Annotated in this window: 23 protein-coding genes; 13 read left to right on the forward strand and 10 right to left on the reverse strand. The window is 44.1% G+C overall.

Annotation, left to right across the window (positions count from 1 at the left end):
• Positions 1-89: 89 nt before the first annotated feature.
• The gene (dnaK, locus tag LC586_RS18705; protein ID WP_229486228.1) at positions 90-2,174 is read left to right on the forward strand and encodes a molecular chaperone DnaK; all 2,085 of its coding nucleotides are present in this window, start codon (positions 90-92) and stop codon (positions 2,172-2,174) included.
• 212 nt (positions 2,175-2,386) lie between these two features.
• The gene (locus tag LC586_RS18710) at positions 2,387-3,382 is read left to right on the forward strand and encodes a DnaJ C-terminal domain-containing protein (RefSeq protein ID WP_229486229.1); all 996 of its coding nucleotides are present in this window, start codon (positions 2,387-2,389) and stop codon (positions 3,380-3,382) included.
• A 107-nt stretch (positions 3,383-3,489) separates the two neighbouring features.
• On the opposite strand, the gene LC586_RS18715 is transcribed toward LC586_RS18710, so the two are convergent.
• Entirely contained in the window at positions 3,490-4,290 is an 801-nt protein-coding gene (locus LC586_RS18715) for an RNA-guided endonuclease InsQ/TnpB family protein (protein ID WP_438822914.1), read from the reverse strand.
• 66 nt (positions 4,291-4,356) lie between these two features.
• Between LC586_RS18715 and LC586_RS18720 the strand changes: the two genes are divergently transcribed.
• The 3 genes from LC586_RS18720 to LC586_RS18730 all read left to right on the forward strand — a co-directional run bounded on the left by LC586_RS18720 (position 4,357) and on the right by LC586_RS18730 (position 6,232).
• On the forward strand, positions 4,357-5,181 hold the full coding sequence (locus LC586_RS18720; RefSeq protein WP_229486231.1) for a DUF3800 domain-containing protein: 825 nt from the start codon (positions 4,357-4,359) through the stop codon (positions 5,179-5,181).
• 222 nt (positions 5,182-5,403) lie between these two features.
• A complete protein-coding gene (locus LC586_RS18725; RefSeq protein WP_229486254.1) occupies positions 5,404-5,928 on the forward strand; it encodes a J domain-containing protein in 525 nt (174 codons plus the stop codon).
• Positions 5,929-5,959: 31 nt separating this feature from the next.
• Positions 5,960-6,232 carry a DUF3143 domain-containing protein gene (locus tag LC586_RS18730; RefSeq protein ID WP_069071493.1) on the forward strand — a complete coding sequence of 91 codons (273 nt, stop codon included), beginning with the start codon at positions 5,960-5,962 and terminating at the stop codon, positions 6,230-6,232.
• 41 nt (positions 6,233-6,273) lie between these two features.
• Here the strand turns inward: LC586_RS18730 and LC586_RS18735 are convergent, their stop codons facing one another.
• The 5 genes from LC586_RS18735 to lysA all read right to left on the reverse strand — a co-directional run bounded on the left by LC586_RS18735 (position 6,274) and on the right by lysA (position 10,231).
• On the reverse strand, positions 6,274-6,594 hold the full coding sequence (locus tag LC586_RS18735) for a putative toxin-antitoxin system toxin component, PIN family (RefSeq protein WP_229486232.1): 321 nt from the start codon (positions 6,592-6,594) through the stop codon (positions 6,274-6,276).
• Between the two features lie 107 nt (positions 6,595-6,701).
• Positions 6,702-6,941, reverse strand: coding sequence for a hypothetical protein (locus LC586_RS18740; RefSeq protein ID WP_100898767.1), 240 nt, complete (start codon positions 6,939-6,941; stop codon positions 6,702-6,704).
• A 78-nt stretch (positions 6,942-7,019) separates the two neighbouring features.
• Positions 7,020-7,769, reverse strand: a complete 750-nt coding sequence (gene uppS / locus LC586_RS18745; protein ID WP_229486233.1) for an undecaprenyl pyrophosphate synthase — start codon at positions 7,767-7,769, stop codon at positions 7,020-7,022.
• Positions 7,766-8,689 carry a diadenylate cyclase CdaA gene (gene cdaA / locus LC586_RS18750; RefSeq protein ID WP_229486234.1) on the reverse strand — a complete coding sequence of 308 codons (924 nt, stop codon included), beginning with the start codon at positions 8,687-8,689 and terminating at the stop codon, positions 7,766-7,768. Before cdaA ends, uppS begins: the two co-directional genes overlap by 4 nt.
• Positions 8,690-8,800: 111 nt before the next feature.
• A complete protein-coding gene (gene lysA / locus LC586_RS18755) occupies positions 8,801-10,231 on the reverse strand; it encodes a diaminopimelate decarboxylase (protein ID WP_229486235.1) in 1,431 nt (476 codons plus the stop codon).
• 92 nt (positions 10,232-10,323) lie between these two features.
• Between lysA and rimI the strand changes: the two genes are divergently transcribed.
• The 4 genes from rimI (at position 10,324) to LC586_RS18775 (ending at position 14,549) form a co-directional block, all read left to right on the forward strand.
• A complete protein-coding gene (gene rimI / locus LC586_RS18760) occupies positions 10,324-10,875 on the forward strand; it encodes a ribosomal protein S18-alanine N-acetyltransferase (protein ID WP_229486236.1) in 552 nt (183 codons plus the stop codon).
• Between the two features lie 546 nt (positions 10,876-11,421).
• Complete coding sequence (locus LC586_RS18765) at positions 11,422-13,890, forward strand: ATP-dependent Clp protease ATP-binding subunit (RefSeq protein WP_229486237.1); 2,469 nt, start codon at positions 11,422-11,424, stop codon at positions 13,888-13,890.
• Between the two features lie 227 nt (positions 13,891-14,117).
• Positions 14,118-14,327 carry a type II toxin-antitoxin system HicB family antitoxin gene (locus LC586_RS18770; RefSeq protein WP_196521206.1) on the forward strand — a complete coding sequence of 70 codons (210 nt, stop codon included), beginning with the start codon at positions 14,118-14,120 and terminating at the stop codon, positions 14,325-14,327.
• Between the two features lie 3 nt (positions 14,328-14,330).
• Positions 14,331-14,549, forward strand: coding sequence for a type II toxin-antitoxin system HicA family toxin (locus tag LC586_RS18775; RefSeq protein WP_229486238.1), 219 nt, complete (start codon positions 14,331-14,333; stop codon positions 14,547-14,549).
• Positions 14,550-14,861: 312 nt separating this feature from the next.
• Here LC586_RS18775 and LC586_RS18780 read toward each other — a convergent pair whose 3' ends face one another.
• The 4 genes from LC586_RS18780 to LC586_RS18795 all read right to left on the reverse strand — a co-directional run bounded on the left by LC586_RS18780 (position 14,862) and on the right by LC586_RS18795 (position 17,435).
• Positions 14,862-15,089 (reverse strand): hypothetical protein, encoded by a 228-nt coding sequence (locus LC586_RS18780; protein ID WP_229486239.1) that lies wholly within the window; start codon positions 15,087-15,089, stop codon positions 14,862-14,864.
• A 353-nt stretch (positions 15,090-15,442) separates the two neighbouring features.
• Positions 15,443-15,964, reverse strand: coding sequence for a MarR family winged helix-turn-helix transcriptional regulator (locus LC586_RS18785; RefSeq protein WP_229486240.1), 522 nt, complete (start codon positions 15,962-15,964; stop codon positions 15,443-15,445).
• Between the two features lie 10 nt (positions 15,965-15,974).
• Positions 15,975-16,388, reverse strand: a complete 414-nt coding sequence (locus LC586_RS18790) for a YybH family protein (protein WP_229486241.1) — start codon at positions 16,386-16,388, stop codon at positions 15,975-15,977.
• Positions 16,389-16,568: 180 nt separating this feature from the next.
• Positions 16,569-17,435, reverse strand: coding sequence for an oxidoreductase (locus LC586_RS18795; RefSeq protein WP_229486242.1), 867 nt, complete (start codon positions 17,433-17,435; stop codon positions 16,569-16,571).
• Positions 17,436-17,580: 145 nt separating this feature from the next.
• Here LC586_RS18795 and LC586_RS18800 point away from each other — a divergent pair, with 145 nt between their 5' ends.
• The 4 genes from LC586_RS18800 to LC586_RS18815 all read left to right on the forward strand — a co-directional run bounded on the left by LC586_RS18800 (position 17,581) and on the right by LC586_RS18815 (position 19,556).
• On the forward strand, positions 17,581-18,498 hold the full coding sequence (locus LC586_RS18800; RefSeq protein ID WP_229486243.1) for a LysR family transcriptional regulator: 918 nt from the start codon (positions 17,581-17,583) through the stop codon (positions 18,496-18,498).
• 14 nt (positions 18,499-18,512) lie between these two features.
• Positions 18,513-18,767 carry a hypothetical protein gene (locus LC586_RS18805; protein WP_229486244.1) on the forward strand — a complete coding sequence of 85 codons (255 nt, stop codon included), beginning with the start codon at positions 18,513-18,515 and terminating at the stop codon, positions 18,765-18,767.
• Between the two features lie 154 nt (positions 18,768-18,921).
• The gene (locus LC586_RS18810) at positions 18,922-19,191 is read left to right on the forward strand and encodes a hypothetical protein (RefSeq protein ID WP_229486245.1); all 270 of its coding nucleotides are present in this window, start codon (positions 18,922-18,924) and stop codon (positions 19,189-19,191) included.
• On the forward strand, positions 19,191-19,556 hold the full coding sequence (locus tag LC586_RS18815; RefSeq protein WP_229486246.1) for a clan AA aspartic protease: 366 nt from the start codon (positions 19,191-19,193) through the stop codon (positions 19,554-19,556). Before LC586_RS18810 ends, LC586_RS18815 begins: the two co-directional genes overlap by 1 nt.
• Positions 19,557-19,935 lie beyond the last annotated feature (379 nt).

A 19,935-nucleotide genomic window follows, 5' to 3' on the forward strand; every position in this document is an offset into this window, starting at 1 on the left:
TGAGGTGTTTTCATCCAATAGCACAAAGCTAGAGGTAGTTCCGCCCAATCATAATAAATATATAAGACACTTTAGGAGAAGAGTAACGCATGGGCAAGGTAGTCGGCATCGACTTGGGTACAACCAACTCAGTAGTCGCCGTTATGGAGGGTGGCAAGCCGGTGGTGATTGCCAATGCAGAAGGAATGCGAACAACCCCCTCCGTAGTTGGCTTCAGCAAAGAAGGCGAAAGGGTGGTTGGGCAAATGGCACGGCGACAAACCGTCCTCAATCCACAAAATACCTTTTTCGCAGTTAAACGCTTCATTGGGCGCAAATATGCCGAACTTAGTCCAGATTCCAAGCGTGTACCCTACACCATCCGCAAGGACGAAGTAGGTAATATTAAAGTTGCTTGTCCCCGTCTCAATAAGGATTTCGCCCCAGAAGAAATTTCGGCAATGGTGCTGAAGAAATTGGCAGACGATGCTAGTCGCTATTTGGGTGAATCGGTAACAGGGGCAGTGATTACAGTACCCGCTTATTTTAATGATTCTCAACGGCAAGCAACCCGCGATGCTGGCAGAATTGCCGGTTTGGAGGTGCTGCGGATTCTTAATGAACCGACTGCTGCATCTTTGGCTTATGGATTAGATCGGGGTGACACGGAAACTATCTTAGTATTTGACTTGGGTGGCGGCACTTTTGACGTGTCGATTTTAGAAGTAGGCGATGGAATATTTGAAGTTAAAGCTACCAGTGGAGATACGCAACTTGGTGGTAACGACTTTGACAAAGTAATAGTAGATTGGCTAGCAGAGCAATTTCTGGAAGCCGAAGGGGTAGATTTAAGACGCGAGAGACAATCTTTACAACGCCTGATGGAAGCTGCGGAAAAGGCAAAAATTGAACTTTCTGCTGTCAGCATCACCGAAATTAACTTACCTTTTATTGCTGCCGATCAGGAAGGCCCCAAACATCTGGAAACTCGTCTAACACGTTCTCAGTTTGAAGGTTTGTGTGGTGATTTGGTAGGGCGATTGCGGACACCAGTGAAACGCGCCCTTAAAGATGCCGGACTCTCACCTAGAGACATTGAAGAAGTGGTGCTAGTTGGCGGTTCTACACGGATGCCAATGGTGAAGCAGCTAGTGCGGGATTTGATTGGCACAGAACCCAACGAAAACGTCAACCCCGATGAAGTAGTGGGAGTGGGTGCAGCAATTCAAGCAGGAATTCTCGCAGGCGAACTCAAAGATGTGCTGCTTTTAGATGTCACACCGTTATCTTTGGGATTGGAAACCATCGGCGGCGTAATGAAAAAACTCATTCCCCGCAATACCACCATCCCAGTCCGTCGTTCTGACATTTTTTCCACGTCCGAAAATAACCAGAATACTGTGGAAATTCACGTAGTCCAGGGCGAACGGGATATGGCAGCAAACAATAAGTCTTTAGGACGTTTCAAGCTGTATGGCATTCCACCAGCACCACGAGGAATTCCCCAAGTTCAAGTATCATTTGATATTGATGCTAACGGGATTTTACAGGTAACAGCCCTAGATAGAACCACTGGGCGAGAGCAGAGTATCACTGTTCAAGGCGCTTCCACCTTGAACGAGTCGGAAGTGAATCGAATGATTCAAGACGCTCAGAAATACGCCGATGTCGATCGCGAACGTAAAGAAAGAGTAGAAAAGCGGACTCGTTCTGAGGCGTTGATTTTTCAAGCAGAACGACAGCTTAGAGAAGTCGCACTCGAATTTGGTATGCAGTTTGCCCGAAACCGCCGCCAAAGAATTGATAATATTTGCCGAGACTTAAAAGAGAGTCTTAAGGAAAATAGCGATCGCGGTATTGACCAAGCCTACGCCGATTTGCAAGATGCTCTCTATGAGCTAAACCGGGAAGTCAGGGAAACTTATGCTGAAGATGAAGATGACGACTTGTTTGGTACAATCCGTGACATCTTTACTGGTGATAAAGATAAAGAACGCGACTTTCCCAGAGATACATATCGGGAACGCGACTCATACAGTAAGGACTATGGCAGAGATTACGGTAAAGACTATGGCAGAGACTATAGTCGAGATAGTCGTTCTTCCTCTTATGAAAGCCAAAGCCGTCCGCCACGCAAATCCCGTCCCAGCTACCAAGATAACTGGGATGATGAAGAAGACAATGATTGGTTGTAATACTCCTAATAAAAGTGAGAAGTGAGGAGTTAGGAGTTAGGAGTTAAAAATTAAATCTTTCAACTCCTGTACAGACGCGATTAATCGCGTCTCTACTCCTCACTCTTGTACAGACGCGATTAATCGCTTCTTTACTCCTCACTCTTGTACGCGATTAATCGCGTCTCCTAATTAATTCAAAATCTAAAATCTAAAATTTAAATAACTGAACTATGCAAAATTTGCCGAATTTCCGCGATTACTACGAGATTTTAGGAGTATCTAAAGACGCCTCTGGTGAGGAAATTAAAAAGGTTTATCGGCGTTTAGCAAGGCAATATCACCCCGATCTCAATCCGGGTAACAAAGAATCTGAGGAAAAATTCAAGGATATTGGCGAGGCTTATGAAGTCCTTTCAGACTCAGCCAAGCGATCGCAGTACGACCAGTTTAGCCGCTACTGGAAGCAAAAAGGCTTTGCGGGCAACAAACAAACACCAAAGGCTAAAACCTGGCAGACTGGTGCTAGCGATCGCAACGGCAATCAGGACGTAGACCCAAGCCAATTCTCTGATTTTGAAAGCTTTATTAATCAAGTTATCGGCGTCAAAAATAAAAATACGGCAAGTAAGTCCAATAATGGCAATACTAGCGATCCGTTTCGTTCCCCCAGAACAAAAGTTGCCTACACAGTTACCACCCCACCTCGCACTACCCGTCGAGATATAGAAGCCAGATTAACGCTCCCACTAGAAAAAGCTTATCAAGGTGGTAATGAACGCATTCGTTTGGAAGATGGGCGATCGCTAGAAGTTAGTATGCCTCCAGGTATGGTAACAGGTCAAACCATCCGTTTGCGGAACCAAGGCGTTGGTGGTGGCGACTTATACTTAAAAATTACCGTTAATCCTCATCCATTATTTAAGTTAGATGGTTTAAATATCCTCTGCCAAGTACCAGTTACTCCCACTGAGGCAGTTTTAGGAGGACAGGTAGAAGCACCAACTCTCGATGGCCCTGTAAAAATGACCATCCCTCAAGGAGTTAGGTCTGGTCAAAAATTCCGGCTAGGGAATAAAGGCTACCCCAGCGATGATGGCAAACGTGGCGATCAATTAGTGGAAATTCAAATAGTTACCCCGAAAAATATTAGTCAAGAAGAACGGGAACTGTACGAAAAGTTACGAGAAATTGAAACCTTTAAACCCCGTGCTGATTTACTGAGTTAGGGATGAAGTGGTGTATCAACCCATAACTCACATAGGTAATTAAGGTACTTATCCGTTATTATATAAAACTTATCCAAAGTTCTCTAAACCAATCTCTTATGAGAAGATTATAGATAGCTTTGGTGTTTACTTCCTACTTCAACCTGGCAGTGTCGGCACTCACCAGTCCATAGGCTAACATCACCTAACTGGCGACTCAAGACACAATTCACTGCGGCATTGAGATCACGATCAATCACGAAACCGCAATGATCGCAGTTAAACACTCTCTCACTTAAGGAAAGTGAATATTTTTTGGTTCCACAGTTTGAGCAAGTTTTACTACTTGGGAACCATCTATCAGCGACTATAAGCTTAGAACCGTACAGATCGCATTTATAAGTCAACTGGCGGCGAAACTCATAAAATCCCATATCAGCGATAGCCTTGGCCAATTTATGATTAGCCATCATCCCGGACACACTTAGGTACTCAATTACTATCTGTGCGTGGTTCTTGCTCAGATAAGTTGTGAGTTTATGCAAGGAGTATGAGCGGATATTAGCTATCTTTCTGTGGAGTTTAGCAATATGTTCTTGTGCTTTTTTCCAATTGGCGGAACCAATAAATTTGTGACGATTCAACCATTGGATTCTAGAAAGTTTTGCTTCATACCGATTGTACGACTTCGCACCAATAAATACTTCACCACTAGAAAGTGTAGCTAGCGTTTTAACTCCCAAGTCAACACCGATAATAGTTGTTGACTTGGATTCTTGCGGCTCAACCTCAAATCTAAAGCTAATAAACCACTTATTTGCAATTCGAGAGATTGATACTGATTTTGGATTGAATTGTGGCAATCGTTCATAAGTCTTGAGAGTGCCTATTTTCGGTACTTGGATTTTATTAGCTGCAACAACTTTGATAGTACCTTCAAGGCTATTATCTCAGGTTGACGTAAAATAGGTCAAATCTACCTTATCTTCCAGTGCATGTCAGCAGAAATTAAATTTCGTCATTACTTTGTTGACGAAGCAGGTGATCTTACATTCTTCGATAAAAAGGGACGTATCATCGTAGGTCAACCTGGAGCATCTAAATTTTTCATGGTTGGTGTTGCTCAAATTTCTGATCCAGAACAAGTTACCTGGGAACTGAATGCACTCCGCGCAAGCTTGATGACTCATCCTCGCTTCAAAAATATTCCCTCGATGCAACCTGAAGCGAAAAAGACTGCGATTACCTTTCACGCTAAGGACGACCATCCCGAAATTCGTGAAAAGGTTTTTGAACTGATGCAGTCTTTCGATATCAAAGTTCTCATTGCAATTCGGAGTAAAGCTGATATGGCAGAATCAGCAAAAGCAAACTTTAAGAGCTTAGGTACAAAGCTTCAGCAAAACGCAATTTATGACGATCTTATAACACGGGTGTTCAAAAATCTGTTGCATAAAGCAGATGTTATCCATATTGCTATTGCTAGACGCGGTAAGGCAGTACGCGAAGAAGCACTAGAACAAGCCATCAACCAAGCTCAGAAAAACTTTGAGTCTCAATGGAAAATTAGTTCAAATAGTTCGATTATTATTGAGCCTACTTATCCATCTGAGGTTGCTGGTTTACAAGTCATCGACTATTACCTGTGGGCTGTACAGCGATGCTATGAACGCGACGATGACCAGTTTTTTCTGCCCCTTGCCAAGAAATATAGACTGATTATGGACTTGGACGATAATCGCAACAAACCTTATGGAGAGTGGTATGGCGATCGCAATATATTAACTCTTGAAAAGCTAAAAGGGGCTAGGTCTAAGTAGAATTTCTACTCGGACACACGGCATGAAGCCGACGTTCGCCCCTCTGAATACTATTGTACAGTATATAAATACAACCATTCAAGTCCTCACCTATAAAAGGCTTGGGCATGATGCCAGAATCTCATCAGCCATTTTTTCCTCTGTGGAATGGGCAGAGGTTTACAATATTAGAAAAAACTTGATTGCAAGGTGACTCAAACAGCCGTGAATCACAACGGGGCAATGCCACAAAGCAGTAAACCAACTTATTACTCCCTGCTAGGACTGCATCCCTCGGCATCGGTAATTGACATTCGTCGCGCTTATCGGCAACTGAGCAAACGCTATCATCCTGATACTACAGACTTGCCTACTGCGATCGCCACTCTCAAATTTCAGCAAATCAACGAAGCCTACGCCACCCTTAGCCATCCAGAACGGCGACTAAGCTACGATTCAAAAATTGGCTATTCTCGCTTTGCGGTGATTCAACCACCTCCTGACTTGAACCGTCCCGGATCGCGTTCTCATGACTGGTCAAAATCAGCTTACCTCGATGCGAGCGATCGCCCCCTATCATCTGGCGAAATCTTTGCTTTATTTATGCTGGTGTTAACATTTGTAGGTTGTCTGCTACTAGCAGTTGCTATTGGCTTAACTCGTGGTGAGGCTGCTTTCCAAACGCCTTTGCTACAGCGAACTCCATCTGTACAACAGCAAATTACCCATCTGTCTCAACTAATTACCCTTATAGTAATTAAAAACTAAAAAATTTCCTAATCAAAAATCCAAAATTCCTATGCCTCTTCTTCCCTCTGATACCCCTCTATATAATCATCCTCTACCACAAATTGAACAGTGGTTAAAAGACCAAGGCTGTCAACAAGACGACACACAGAGGCATTGCTGGCATGTACAGCGCCCTAGTTGGAAAGCTGAACTATGGCTCGATGTTGAGCAAATCGTAGTGCGATATGTCCAATCTGGGGAAAATGGGCAAGATATTCAACGTTCATTCAAGTATTCTCTCAGTCGGGATGATGTAGAACAAGCCGTGTTTTCTGGGCCATAGATGAAGTGCTGAGTACAGTTCACGTAAAAAGGGTACGGAAATCAAACTGCAATCACGTTCAAAAAAGAATTAACACCCAGCAATCGGATGCCATAAGTTTCCATTACCGCCCTCAACTCATCATCAGCACGTAAATCATCATCCCCAGACACAATAATCTCCGCTTGGCCATCAATAGCCGTAGCAAGCACAGCTAAATCTTTGGGATCTCGACAATTAGGTGGAACCGTTTCTAACTCAATCCATATTGCTCGGTATTGGAACTGCTGTTCAAGTTGATTAGCAATACTTGGGTTAATCCGTTCTCTTAACCGGGGGCGATTCCAAACTAGATGGAGTTCTTCGATTAAAGGTTGACTCATCACCAACTAAAATTTGTCCTCATTAAATGCTTCCAATATGGGCAATGTAACTCGCCCTTTGAGCAAAATACGAATCCAAATGTTAGTGTCGATGACCACTCGAAACGTCATGTTTGGTGAGATTGCTGGCGCACAGCCTTAATTTCAGCCATGATATTATCGTCTGTAATGTCATCAACCGGGGGTTGAGCATAAAGTTCTTGAATTAAAGCCCTCAAATCTGAACGTAAATCCACTAAAATCAAGGCTCTGGCAACCTCTGCCCGTTCCTCTGGTTGCAACTGTTGCACAGCCGTAATGAGTTGTTCCAGGGTGATAGGAATCGATACCATATCAATAGCCATCATTGAGTTTATTAAATTGTAGTGCGATCGCCAATCTTGTCGCTTCGTTAACGCATCCTACATACTTAAAATTGTATTATTTTAGACTTTCCCAAATCGCCGCTCCCGTTGCTGGTAGGCACACAAGGCGCGGTGAAATTCAGCCCGGTCAAAATCGGGCCAGAGAGCATCAGTGATGTAAATTTCTCCATAAGCCATTTGCCAGAGAAGGAAATTTGAGAGGCGCATTTCTCCACTTGTGCGAATTAACAAATCTGGGTCAGTAATTCCGGCTGTGTATAAGTGGCTCTCAAATACCTGTTCATTAATTTCATCGGGTTGTAGCAGACCTTGCTGGACTTGTTTTGCGATCGCCTGACAAGCTTGTAAAATCTCTTGCCGTCCGCCATAATTAGTTGCTACTGAAAACCGGATACCACCATTATCTTTTGTTGCTTCCATTGAACGGTATATTTCTTGTTGGAGCGATTGTGGCAGGGCCTGCAAATTTCCCACAAACTTAATTTGCACATTCTCTTCGACCATTTCCCGCAGTTCTTGGCGCAAAACTCTTTGAAACAGAGTCATCAAAAAATCCACCTCTTCCTGTGGTCTTTTCCAGTTCTCCGTTGAAAAAGCATAAGCCGTCAGCGCCTGAATTCCCCAATCCTGACAACAGCGAAGTAAATCCTTGAGAGCATCTACTCCTCGCTTATGGCCCATAATCCGAGGTAAACCCTGACGTTTAGCCCATCGACCATTGCCATCCATAATCACCGCAACGTGCTGCGGCAATAGTTCTCGTTTTAAGTCAGTAGGCAAATCTTGCAGTTTAGTTTGTTGTGCTGTCATTTTTTATCTCGAGAAGCGGTCGATGGTAATCTGAGTAAACGTGAAACCAGTGCTCGTGTCTTCCCACCTATCTGACGAACAAAACTCAACAGACCAGGAGCTACAGCTTCCCTATCCACGATTGGGGACAAAAGAGCCTCTAATGACTCTTTCAGCTTCCTAATCGTCAGGGGTCTATTTAGGGTTCCCCGTTCCGCTAAGGAAATGGAACCCGTTTCTTCAGATACAACGACACAAATGCAATTTTCGACCCGCTCAGTAATTCCCATTGCCGCCCGGTGGCGTGTTCCTAACTGGCGCGAGGCTGTGCGTCCCGATAGTGGTAAAATTATACCCGATGAGATGATCCGCGATCCGCGAATTAATGTTGCCCCATCGTGTAACAAAGTTTTTGGCTGAAAAATTGTTTGGATCAGTTCTTTAGAAACCTCCGCATTTAGCTTTACTCCTGGCACAGAAAAATCTCGCTCATCAATTGGCCCTGTGGTTTCCACAATTAGTAAAGCTCCAATACGGTTTTTTGACAATTCTTTAACAGCCTCAACAATTTCATCAATTACACTATCAGATTTGGGGATTGCCAGCCGGTCGGGTTGAAACAGCTGGCGGAATTCGCCACGCCCTAATTGCTCCAAAAACCGCCGAAACTCTGACTGTAAAGCAACTGCCATCGCTACAGCACAACCAATTACCAACTTTTCCAATACAAAACTTAGCAGAGGTAGTCCTAATCTGCCACTTAGTGCTGAGGCTAGCATTAAGATAATGAATCCCCTCACCATCCACAGTGTCCGGCGCTCACTAATAATAACTAGTATCATGTACGTCAGCGCCAACACTAACACAATATCCAGAGTCCCAAGTAGCAAGGACTGTGACCATCCCAGGTTTATCAGCCATTGCGTCCACCAATCTCTCATGACATCTGGATTACACTTTTGCCTCTAATTACATTTAGGAGTTAGGAGTTATGAAAAAAACTTTAATTGACAACTCCTAACTCATAACTTAAAATTCACAACTCCTAACTTCTAACTTTTAACTCCTAACTCTTGTCTTTTCAGCCTTTCTGGTAGGCGATCTTGTCGAATTAAGTCTTGATAAGTTTCACGTTGCAAAATTAAATTTGCTTCGCCATTCGCCACCACAACTGCTGCCGATCGGGGCAAGCGGTTGTAGTTAGATGCCATACTGTAATTGTACGCACCAGTTCCCATAACTACGAGAATATCTCCTGGTTCAGTCTTTGGAAGTAGTGCATTCTTAATCAGAATATCTCCTGATTCACAATGTTTACCAGCAATTGTGACTGTTTGGGTTAAAGGTGAAGACATTTTATTGGCAACTACTGCCCGATAAACTGATTGGTAAGTAATCGGGCGGGGATTATCAGACATTCCCCCATCGATCGCTACGTAGGTACGAATTTCTGGGATAACTTTGGATGAACCAATAGTATAAGCAGTGACGCAAGCTGTGGCAATTAGCGATCGCCCTGGTTCACACAGTAATTTTGGCAAAGGCAGATTTTCGGCTGCACAAGCTTCTTGGATTACTTCACAAATCGGCTTCACCCACTCTTCAATGCTGGGGGGATCGTCTGATTCTATATACTTAATCCCTAAACCACCACCGACATTTAACTCTGTCAAATGTAAACCATACTTCGCCGCATCACGTAACCACTGTACCATCAGAGCCGCTAAATCTCGATGCGGTTGGCGCTCAAAAATTTGGGAGCCGATATGAGCATGTAACCCTACGCAGTTAATGACAGATTGTTTACTGACAAAAGTAAATAATTCCCCTAACTCATTCGGATCAAAGCCAAATTTACTATCTAGTTGCCCCGTGCGAATATATTCATGTGTGTGACATTCAATACCCGGAGTCAAGCGCAACAAGAATCGAGGCTGTACGGAGGGGGAATTTGCCGTTTTGACAATTTCTACTAAAGTGCGTAACTCGTGCCAGTTATCCACGACAATAGTGCAGCCGACTTCTGTAGCAAAAATCAGTTCTTCACGAGATTTATTGTTGCTATGAAGATAGATTTTCTCAGGATTGACGCCTGCTTGCAGCGCAGTGTAGAGTTCACCGCCTGATGCGACATCGATTCCTAAACCAACAGAAGCCGCGATCGCACAAACTGCTAAACAATTCCAAGCTTTTGAGGCGTACAATACTTGAGATTCGCCCTTGTAGTATTGCTTGAAATTATCTCGGTATTGCTGACAAGCCGAACGCAGGGTTTCTTCATCTAAAATATATAAAGGTGAACCAAACTGCTCAACTAGGGTTGTGACATCACACCCACCAATTTGCAGGGAGTCATGATTATGAACTCTGGCAGTCAAGGGTAAAAGTTCTTGATTAGGCGATGGATTTGCCTTGGTGTCGTGCCTTTGAGGTAAATATTGACTTCCAGAATGTTGAACCCCAGTGGGGTGAGTCGATACCATAACTATAAAAATTTTCCTTGTTTAAATTACGGGCTTTGAGTTTGTCTCCCGATTCCCAGTGTACAAAGGGTTTGTAACGTTATTCAATAAATGTGATCTCATTAGACTTAGAAATTAAATTACTGACATTAGAAAATCTCAGTGCTATTCTGGAACTCGATCAAGCCTGTTTTGGCGGACTTTGGACAATGGATGGCTACAAACGAGAATTGGATAGTCCCAACAGCGATATACTCGGTTTATTTTCTCCCTCCTCCAGCACAAGTTTGCTAGGAATGGGTTGCTTTTGGTCAATTTTAGATGAAGCCCACATTACAATTTTGGCGGTTCATCCCCAATATCACCGTCAAGGAATGGGTGCGGCTTTACTATATTCACTCATTAAGACAGCTTGCGATCGCAAAATGGAGCGAGCTACCCTCGAAGTCCGAGCTTCCAACTTGGCGGCAATATCTTTATATCAAAAATTTGGCTTTCAAACAGCTGGGCGGCGGCGGCGTTACTACCAAGATAACGATGAGGATGCTTTAATCCTTTGGCTGCCAGATTTACAACACCGCAAATTTAAAGCAACTTTAGACCAGTGGTATTCCATTGTCAGCGATCGCCTCGAAAAATCCTCTTGGCACTTGCTTTTTAAGTAAGTAGGTAGGGGAGAAAATTTATAACTATGTCATTGCGAACGGAGCAAAGCAAAGTGAAGCAATCGCAAGGGTTTTGAACGTTTTACATTTTTTTACATAGTTAGGTTTATTTGTGCCTACCTACTTAGTTGGGCATTATTAATTTTGAATTATTGGCGCTTGCGATCGGCTTCAGCAAAAAAATGTAACTTTGCCACACCTATTTTTATTCAAATATTTTATCTAAAAACTAAATTATATAAGCAAATTGCATATTAATTATTTTTGCTTGATATTAAAAAATATATATGTTAAATATAAATGTTTGGGATTGAATCAAGAAACCCTTAATCTAAGCAGTGAACTGTTTGTAATAAATCCCAAAAAGGCTGGTGAACTAAAGCTCCTCAGTACACTAGCCAGATAAGAGTAGTCAATAGTTAACAATTAGCCCATCAACTAAAGTCATAGCTTCAGGATGTCTATAATCTGTTATACAGGCATCCAAAAGCTTTGCCTGTGCTAAAATCAGCATACCGGCACGACCGCAGATGATGGGATAAAGCCATGTTTGAGCGCTTCACAGAAAAAGCCATTAAGGTAATCATGCTGGCCCAAGAAGAGGCCCGCCGTTTAGGTCACAACTTTGTCGGAACCGAGCAGATCCTCCTGGGTCTGATTGGCGAAGGCACTGGAGTGGCTGCCAAGGTGCTGAAATCAATGGGCGTCAATCTCAAAGATGCCCGAATTGAAGTTGAAAAAATTATCGGACGGGGATCAGGCTTTGTTGCCGTGGAAATTCCGTTTACGCCACGGGCAAAGCGAGTTTTAGAACTCTCCTTGGAAGAAGCACGCCAACTGGGGCATAACTACATTGGCACCGAGCATCTGCTGTTGGGCCTAATCCGCGAAGGGGAAGGCGTCGCAGCCAGGGTGCTAGAAAACCTCGGTGTGGATCTATCCAAGGTAAGAACCCAAGTCATCCGCATGTTGGGAGAAACTGCCGAAGTTTCACCAGGCGGTTCATCCGGGCGCACAAAAACCCCGACTCTGGATGAATTTGGCTCAAACCTGACCCAGATGGCAATGGATAATAAGCTCGATCCAGTGGTGGGACGCGCTAAAGAAATTGAGCGGGTGATTCAGATTTTGGGTCGCCGAACTAAAAATAACCCAGTGCTGATTGGGGAACCAGGGGTTGGTAAAACTGCGATCGCTGAAGGTTTAGCTTCACGCATTGCCACCAAAGATGTCCCTGACATCCTCGAAGATAAACGCGTCGTCACGCTGGATATTGGTTTGCTCGTAGCAGGAACCAAGTACCGGGGTGAATTTGAAGAACGCTTGAAAAAAATCATGGATGAAATCCGCTCTGCGGGTAATGTCATTCTCGTGATTGATGAGGTACACACCTTAATTGGTGCGGGTGCAGCAGAAGGTGCTATTGACGCAGCGAATATCCTCAAGCCAGCTTTGGCCAGGGGTGAGTTGCAGTGCATCGGTGCTACAACCCTAGATGAATACCGGAAGCACATCGAGCGAGATGCAGCGCTAGAGCGGCGTTTCCAACCAGTGATGGTTGGCGAACCGACAGTTGATGAAACAATTGAAATTTTATATGGTCTGCGCGAACGCTACGAGCAACACCACAAACTGAAAATCTCCGACGAAGCATTGGTAGCGGCGGCGAAATTGTCAGACCGTTACATTAGCGATCGCTATCTCCCAGATAAAGCCATCGACTTAGTTGATGAAGCTGGTTCTAGGGTGCGCCTGATTAACTCCCAACTGCCACCCGCAGCCAAAGAGTTAGACAAAGAACTGCGTCAGATATTAAAAGAAAAAGATGACGCGGTGCGCTCTCAAGACTTTGACAAAGCTGGAGAATTGCGCGATCGCGAGATGGAAATCAAAGCCGAAATTCGGGCGATCGCTCAAAGCAAGACCAATGCAACTGGCACAGAAGGTGAAGAACCTGTAGTTACAGAAGAAGACATTGCCCACATTGTCGCTTCCTGGACTGGGGTACCGGTGAACAAACTCACCGAATCTGAATCTGAAAAGCTGCTGCACATGGAAGACACCTTGCATCAGCGTTTAATTGGTCAAGACGAAGCTGTGAGAGCAGTTTCACGAGCAATTCGTCGCGCTCGTGTCGGTTTGAAAAATCCCAATCGACCCATAGCTAGCTTTGTCTTCTCTGGGCCTACTGGTGTAGGTAAAACCGAGTTGGCAAAGTCCTTGGCTGCTTACTTCTTCGGTTCCGAAGAAGCGATGATCCGCTTAGATATGTCCGAATACATGGAGCGGCACACCGTCAGCAAACTGATTGGTTCCCCTCCAGGTTATGTTGGTTATAACGAAGGTGGTCAGCTGACCGAAGCCGTGCGGCGGCGTCCTTACACCGTGGTGTTGTTCGACGAAATCGAAAAAGCACACCCCGATGTATTCAACATGTTGCTGCAAATTTTGGAAGACGGACGGTTAACTGATGCCAAAGGTCGCACGGTGGACTTCAAGAACACCTTGCTGATTTTAACTTCCAATATTGGTTCTAAGGTAATTGAAAAAGGCGGTAGCGGTATCGGCTTTGAATTCTCCGAAGATGCCAGCGAGTCAACTTACAACCGGATTCGCTCTTTGGTGAACGAAGAACTCAAGCAGTACTTCCGTCCAGAGTTCCTCAACCGACTCGATGAAATTATCGTCTTCCGTCAGTTGAGCAAGCCTGAAGTGACCCAAATCGCCGAAATTATGCTCAAGGAAGTATTTGGTCGTCTAACTGAAAAGGGTATTACCTTAGAGGTCACAGACCGCTTCAAGGATCGGTTGATCACTGAAGGTTACAGTCCCAGCTACGGCGCAAGGCCATTACGTCGGGCAATTATGCGCCTGTTAGAAGATAGCCTAGCAGAAGAAATTCTGTCTGGTCGCATTAAGGATGGCGATACAGCCCTTGTTGATGTGGATGAAAATGGCGTTGTGCAAGTTAGTTCTCAACAGCGCCGGGAATTGTTACCCCAAGGTGTTGAGTAAGATTTAGGGTTTGGGATTTTAAGTCTCAAATAGAAAATTAAAAAAGGGTAGAGTGTTTATTGCTCTACCGTTTTTTTTTGTAAAAATATCTAGAGTTAACATTCTTGATTTTTCTATTAAAGGAATGTGAAAAATTAAATATAAAAATGTATTCTGACGGGGTTGTGACTCTACCCAAATGCAAGTGCTATGCTGTGAATATTTGACATAGCTTAAATGCTAAAACTATGAAAACTTTCACTGCAATTGTTGAGCGAGATTCTGATACAAAGCTTTATGTTGGCTATGTTCCCGGATTTCCTGGAGCACACTCCCAGGCAGAAACATTGGATGAATTACAAGAGAATCTGCGTGAAGTAATTGAGATGCTTCTGGAGGATGAAAATTTAGCATTCGATACAGAGTTTGTTGGTACACAACAAATTGTAATCCAGTAAATTATGAGCAAGATCCCGATTTTGAAACCACAAGAGGTTATTCGGATACTAGAAAACCTTGGGTTTGTAGAGGTGCGTCAGAAAGGTTCGCATAAGCAGTTTCGCCACGAAGATGGTCGAGGAACAACCGTACCTTTTCATAAGGGACGTGATATCTCACCTAAATTGCTACGACAAATTGCAACTGACATTGGTTTGACTGTTGAGGAAATGTTAAGTTAGCAGTGAAACTAATACTTACTTTTAACAGATAGCCGAAACTTCTGGTGCTGAGTCTAGCGACATTATGAAAATGTTCTTTGTTTTTATCCTTAGCTCAACTGGATTGCAGTATAGCTTGGTAGTAGAATCATTTTACGCGCCATGAACCAAGGAGCAAGAACGTGCAAGCCATACTTTTAAGCCGCGAAGAAGTTGGACGACGCATGTTAGATTGATCGGATAATCTATTATGCAACACCTCCTTTCAACTGCTCTGCCACCAAAAACCTCGATTATTTCCTTACAGATCATCTCGAAGTACAAGCCCAGTCCTTAAAACGCAATATCCGAAGCAATTTGCTTCCAGCGAGTAGCCAAATCCTCCGCAGTAGAAATCTCAACAGCGGCGAGGTTTAATGGATAATCTACGTTGTTTCGCTCGACGCAGCGCAGGGCTGTGAATTGCCCGTTGCTTGCCCTTAATATAAATCCAGACTCTCGGCATTCTGGAGAAGCGAGATATAACACTCCAGGGGCTACTTGATCGTCAAGTCGAATCACTTAACTTTCTCCTGACTTAAATTCTGAACTTTAGTGGGCGTATGCACCGTCTAATGACTAGCTCAGAACTTAGCTACCCAACGTTCCCGTTCACCCGCCGCAGATAACTTCTCGGACTTAACCGATTACCCAAACGGTCGGGTGCAAGCGGGTTGTTGTGCGGCTGGCAACGATGACACGCCAGAATTAGGAATCAGCGCACTCTATAATGCAATACAGTTCAGTTAAGCTTTTTTTCTCCCCCTGCTTCCTCTGCCTCCCCTGCTCCCCCTGCCTGCCTTAACAGATAAATTTGCTTAACTGAACCGTATTGCTCTATAATGTATGGTTGAACCAGAACTATGAGTGCTATGTTATTTTTTTACCATCCGACAGTATTGCTGATCAACTGGGCAGCACTCGCTGGGGCACACTTCCTCCTCGCACAAACGACAAATTGCAAACGCCCGTAACTCATTAGTTGTCATTGCAGTAAGCATCTTCTCCAAAAGCTGAGTTAATTGCTCATATTCATCGGGTGTCAGAGAAGTTACTGCAAACTGTAACTGCTGTCGCCGCTCAGTTAAAATTGTCTGTCGTCGTTCGTGACCTGCATCAGTGAGAAACAATGCCAGCGTTCTCCCATCTGAACCTGCTCTGCGCTCAACCAATCCTTGTGTCTCTAAACGGTCGATCAGACGAACTGTTCCAGGGTGAGAGAGATTCAAAACTTGGCGTAGTGTATTAATGGAAAGTCCGGGTTCTGCGCCCAGCGTGACAAGAGCAGCAGGAGTCTCACCGCCATGTCCAACACTCGCTTCGACAACAGCATTTAACCCATCAACCACACTTAAAGCCAGCGCACCCAGAAGATTCAGAGTTCGTTCTTCAGTCATAGCAATATAATCACTCAACTCTGCTTGGATTAATTACCGTTGACGGATGCTCGTGAACAATGAGCCACTGATTGTTCCGCTTTTCCCAAACATCTGTATGTCTGGCATTCACCTCAAATTCATTGCCATCCTCAAAAGTGTACGCCATCCGAGATGTAAAGGCAGTGACAGCAACCCGACCTTCCGCCAGCAACTTGATCTGTAAGTCCTGATTTGGAGACACGCTGAGCTGCGATAGTCCTGGGTAAATGGATCGCATTTCTGCAAACCCGGCAAACCCCTCAAGCGGGGGCAGAGAATCGTAGATGACAACATCTGAATCCATTGCGTAGAACGTTGCAAGACGCTCGAAGTTGGGATGACCGCTATCAGTCGTCCACGCCTCGCAATACTCCTGAATGCGGTTTTGCCATTCAATATTCATGTGTCCTCCTAGAAATGTTAGAGACTAGTTCAAAAATAATGTATGCATTATACATATTTATTGTACAGATGTAAAGGAGAAGCTTTAATCCACGTCTAGGTCAGCTACTCCAATTTCATCTCATCAGTAGACTCAAAACTACGCTTTGACCAACCAAAACGAAGCGGCACAACTATTACCTTACTGTTCCTTATCTGGATAATCCGTACTTACAGTAACCTGCTGCCAAGCATCCAAATCCGTTTTGACCCCTGACAGTTTTTCCTGAATCAGGCTTATGGCATCGGTGCCTAATGCCAGTCGCATCGGTGGATGAGGACTTTCCACAGCTTGAATGATGGCTTGCGCCGCTGATCGTGGATTACCAGGTTGCTTACCATCCATCTGTTTGAACCACTGCAATGAAGCACCGCTCACGGTCGCATAGGCATCAATGGAAAGTTCTGCTGCTGCCAGAGAGCGTCCGTTAAAATCTGTGCGAAATGCCCCAGGTTCAATTAAAGTAACTTTAACTCCAAAGGATTCAACCTCCTTAGCCAGGGCTTCAGACGTACCTTCCAGGGCAAATTTAGCGCCACAGTAGAGGCTGCTTCCACCAAATCCCACTAATCCTGCTGTGGATGACATATTCACAATGTGACCGCTGCCTTGCTGACGCATCACAGGCAAGACCGTTCGCATCAGACGGAGTGCCCCAAAGAAGTTGGTTTCAAAAAATTGGTGAATATCAACATCACTGACTTCTTCGAGTGCGGCAATGAGTCCATGACCCGCATTGTTGACCAGTACATCAATTCGACCAAAGGTGGCGATCGCGGTATCAACTGCTGCTTGTATGTGTTGGGGCAGTGTTACATCCAAACGTACAGCCTTTGCGGTTTCTGGATAGTGTTCAATCAAAGCGCGAAGTTGCTCTGGTTGGCGAGCAGTAGCAAGCAGGGAGTCGCCCTTCTTCAACACAGCTTCTGCTAGGGCCCGTCCGAACCCTGTTGAACATCCTGTAATCAACCAAACTTTAGGAGCGACACGATTTTTGTCTGAGTTCATTTGTTTTCTCCAATACAAAAACGATGAGATGCGAGGATCGGCGCAACTGCAATTCTGTAACTTACTTTCCACATTAAGCAGCCTGAATAAATATGTCCAATATGATTTTTGTCTTAGACTAAGACTTAAAACGTATTAATTGGCAATGGAACTTCGACACTTGCGTTACTTCGTGACTGTAGCTGAGGAACTTCATTTTGGTCGCGCCGCGCAACGACTACAAATCGCTCAACCGCCACTCAGTCAACAAATCCGTCAACTCGAACAAGAACTCGGTGTCGAGTTGCTGTATCGGACAAAGCGAACAGTCCGACTTACTGAAGCTGGACTTGCCTTCTTACAGCAGGCACGACAAATTCTCGTGCAATCTGAGCAAGCGATTGAGGTCGCTCAACGTGCAAGTCGAGGTGAAGTGGGTTGTTTAGCGATTGGATTTGTTGGATCTGCCACGTGTAGCCTGCTGCCTGCTGCCGTGCGGTCATTTCGCCGTCAGTTTCCTGATGTTCGTTTGATGCTGCATGAAATGACCACGAGCGAGCAAATTGAAGCACTGCATGACGATCGCATTCAGCTTGGCTTTATTTGTCCGCCCATCAACGATGACGAACTCAGCGTGGAAACGGTTTTACAAGAATCGTTCGTCGCTGTATTGCCAGAAGCACACCCGCTTGCGACTCAAACACAACTGTCATTAGCATCACTCGCCGAGGAGTCCTTCATTTTATCTCCACGTCATCTAGGAAGCGGCTTTTACGACCAGATTATCCGTTTGTGTCAACAAGCAGGATTTATTCCCCAAGTAACTCAGGAAGCAATTCAGATGCAAACCATTGTCAGCTTAGTGGCAGCAGAATTAGGAGTTGCGCTTGTCCCAGCTTCACTCCAGAATTTGCAACGAGCAGGGGTCGTCTACAAACCGCTCGAAGACCAAACGCTCTATGTCAAGTTGGCAGTTGTTTGGCGAAGTGCAAACACCTCGCCCGTGCTACACCAATTTCTAGCGCAATCAAGAGCCGTTACACGATTTAGTGCAGCGTTTAAGTCGCTGCAAGCAGTTGAGTAAGAGTCAGGCAGAAAATGGATAACAGTTTACAGATTGACAACGTTCAAAGCTTTGTCAAAGCAATTGGCGATAACAATAACCTTTGGAGATTACTGCATAAAAAAGAAGTCAGTCGCCTTAAAGAAGAAGTTAAATATAAATATCAAAATTTCGCGCAATTTTTCCAGCCTTCGCAAAAACTCGATATATTTACCAATTACCGTTCAGCTACTTCAATTGTCGATATTGGTAATACATTGATGCATGGATTGGGTAGATCGCAAAGTTGAACTAGTCAAAGGAAAAATTGTCGAAAGGGTAAGCTGTGCTACCCTAGCTTATAGTTTAATATCTGTTAAATTTCTGAAATATTGCTAACTAAAACCCATTGCATTATAGCTTGATAGTATAATTAGTACACAGTAGTAACAAAAGAACAAAATCATGCAAAGCATACTTTTAAGCCGCGAAGAAGTTGCACGACGTGCGAAAGAACTATATGAAAACAGCATTCGTCAACAAGTGGAACGAGAAGAAAACATCGGTAAAATGGTGATTATTAATATAGAAACAGGTGAATACGCAGTTGACAAAACTGGCTTAGAATCGGCACATCTATTACGTAAAAATCATCCATTTGCTCGACTATATGGTATTCGTATTGGTTATAAAGTTGCTGTTTCCTTCTGTGGTTTTCTGGAGCGTGATTTATAGTGATTTCCGGTATTGTCAAGGATGCACACGCAACTATTAATGTAGAATTTCGACTGCAAAATATACCAGATTTTACTATTGAATTTGTTATAGACACAGGTTTTACAGATTACCTTTGTTTACCACCGGAAGCAGTTGTTTTGTTGGGTTTACCCTTACTATATGAACTACCTGCAAATCTAGCTAATAATAGTTGGGTAGATATACCAGTACATCAAGCTGTTATTGTTTGGAATGGCGAAGAAAGATTAGTTAATGTACTTGCGACAGGAAAGCGACCTTTACTAGGCACTGCTTTACTTGATGAGCATGAACTTGTCATACAGTTTACCGAGGGCGGTTTAGTAACAATTGATGAATTGTAGTTGCTTTCTGGATATATCGACTTGTTCAAGATTAGAGCCGTGAACTAAAGGGTTCCTATCGCTTTTGGGCATAGCTCTAATTTCTCTTAAAGATGAAGTGCGATCGCTTTAGCAAGAATAGGTGCTACAGCATTACCTACCTGATCGTACTGGCAAAGAAACTTCTCGTCGAATCTCTCTTCTTGATGTAATAATTTGTGAGATACAACAGTTTTCTTCCCTAGAAAACGATACGCACCACATAAACGCTCTTGTGACGTACCTACACTTCTCTAACGAGTAAGTGTAGGCTTCTCAAAGACTCCTCATTGAGGACATAATTTGAGCTTTTAGATCGTGCGCCCCACGATTCTTTATGTTGATCGCCGCATTCAAATCT

This window comes from Nostoc favosum CHAB5714, from assembly GCF_020829495.1.
Taxonomy (GTDB): Bacteria; Cyanobacteriota; Cyanobacteriia; order Cyanobacteriales; family Nostocaceae; genus Nostoc; species Nostoc favosum.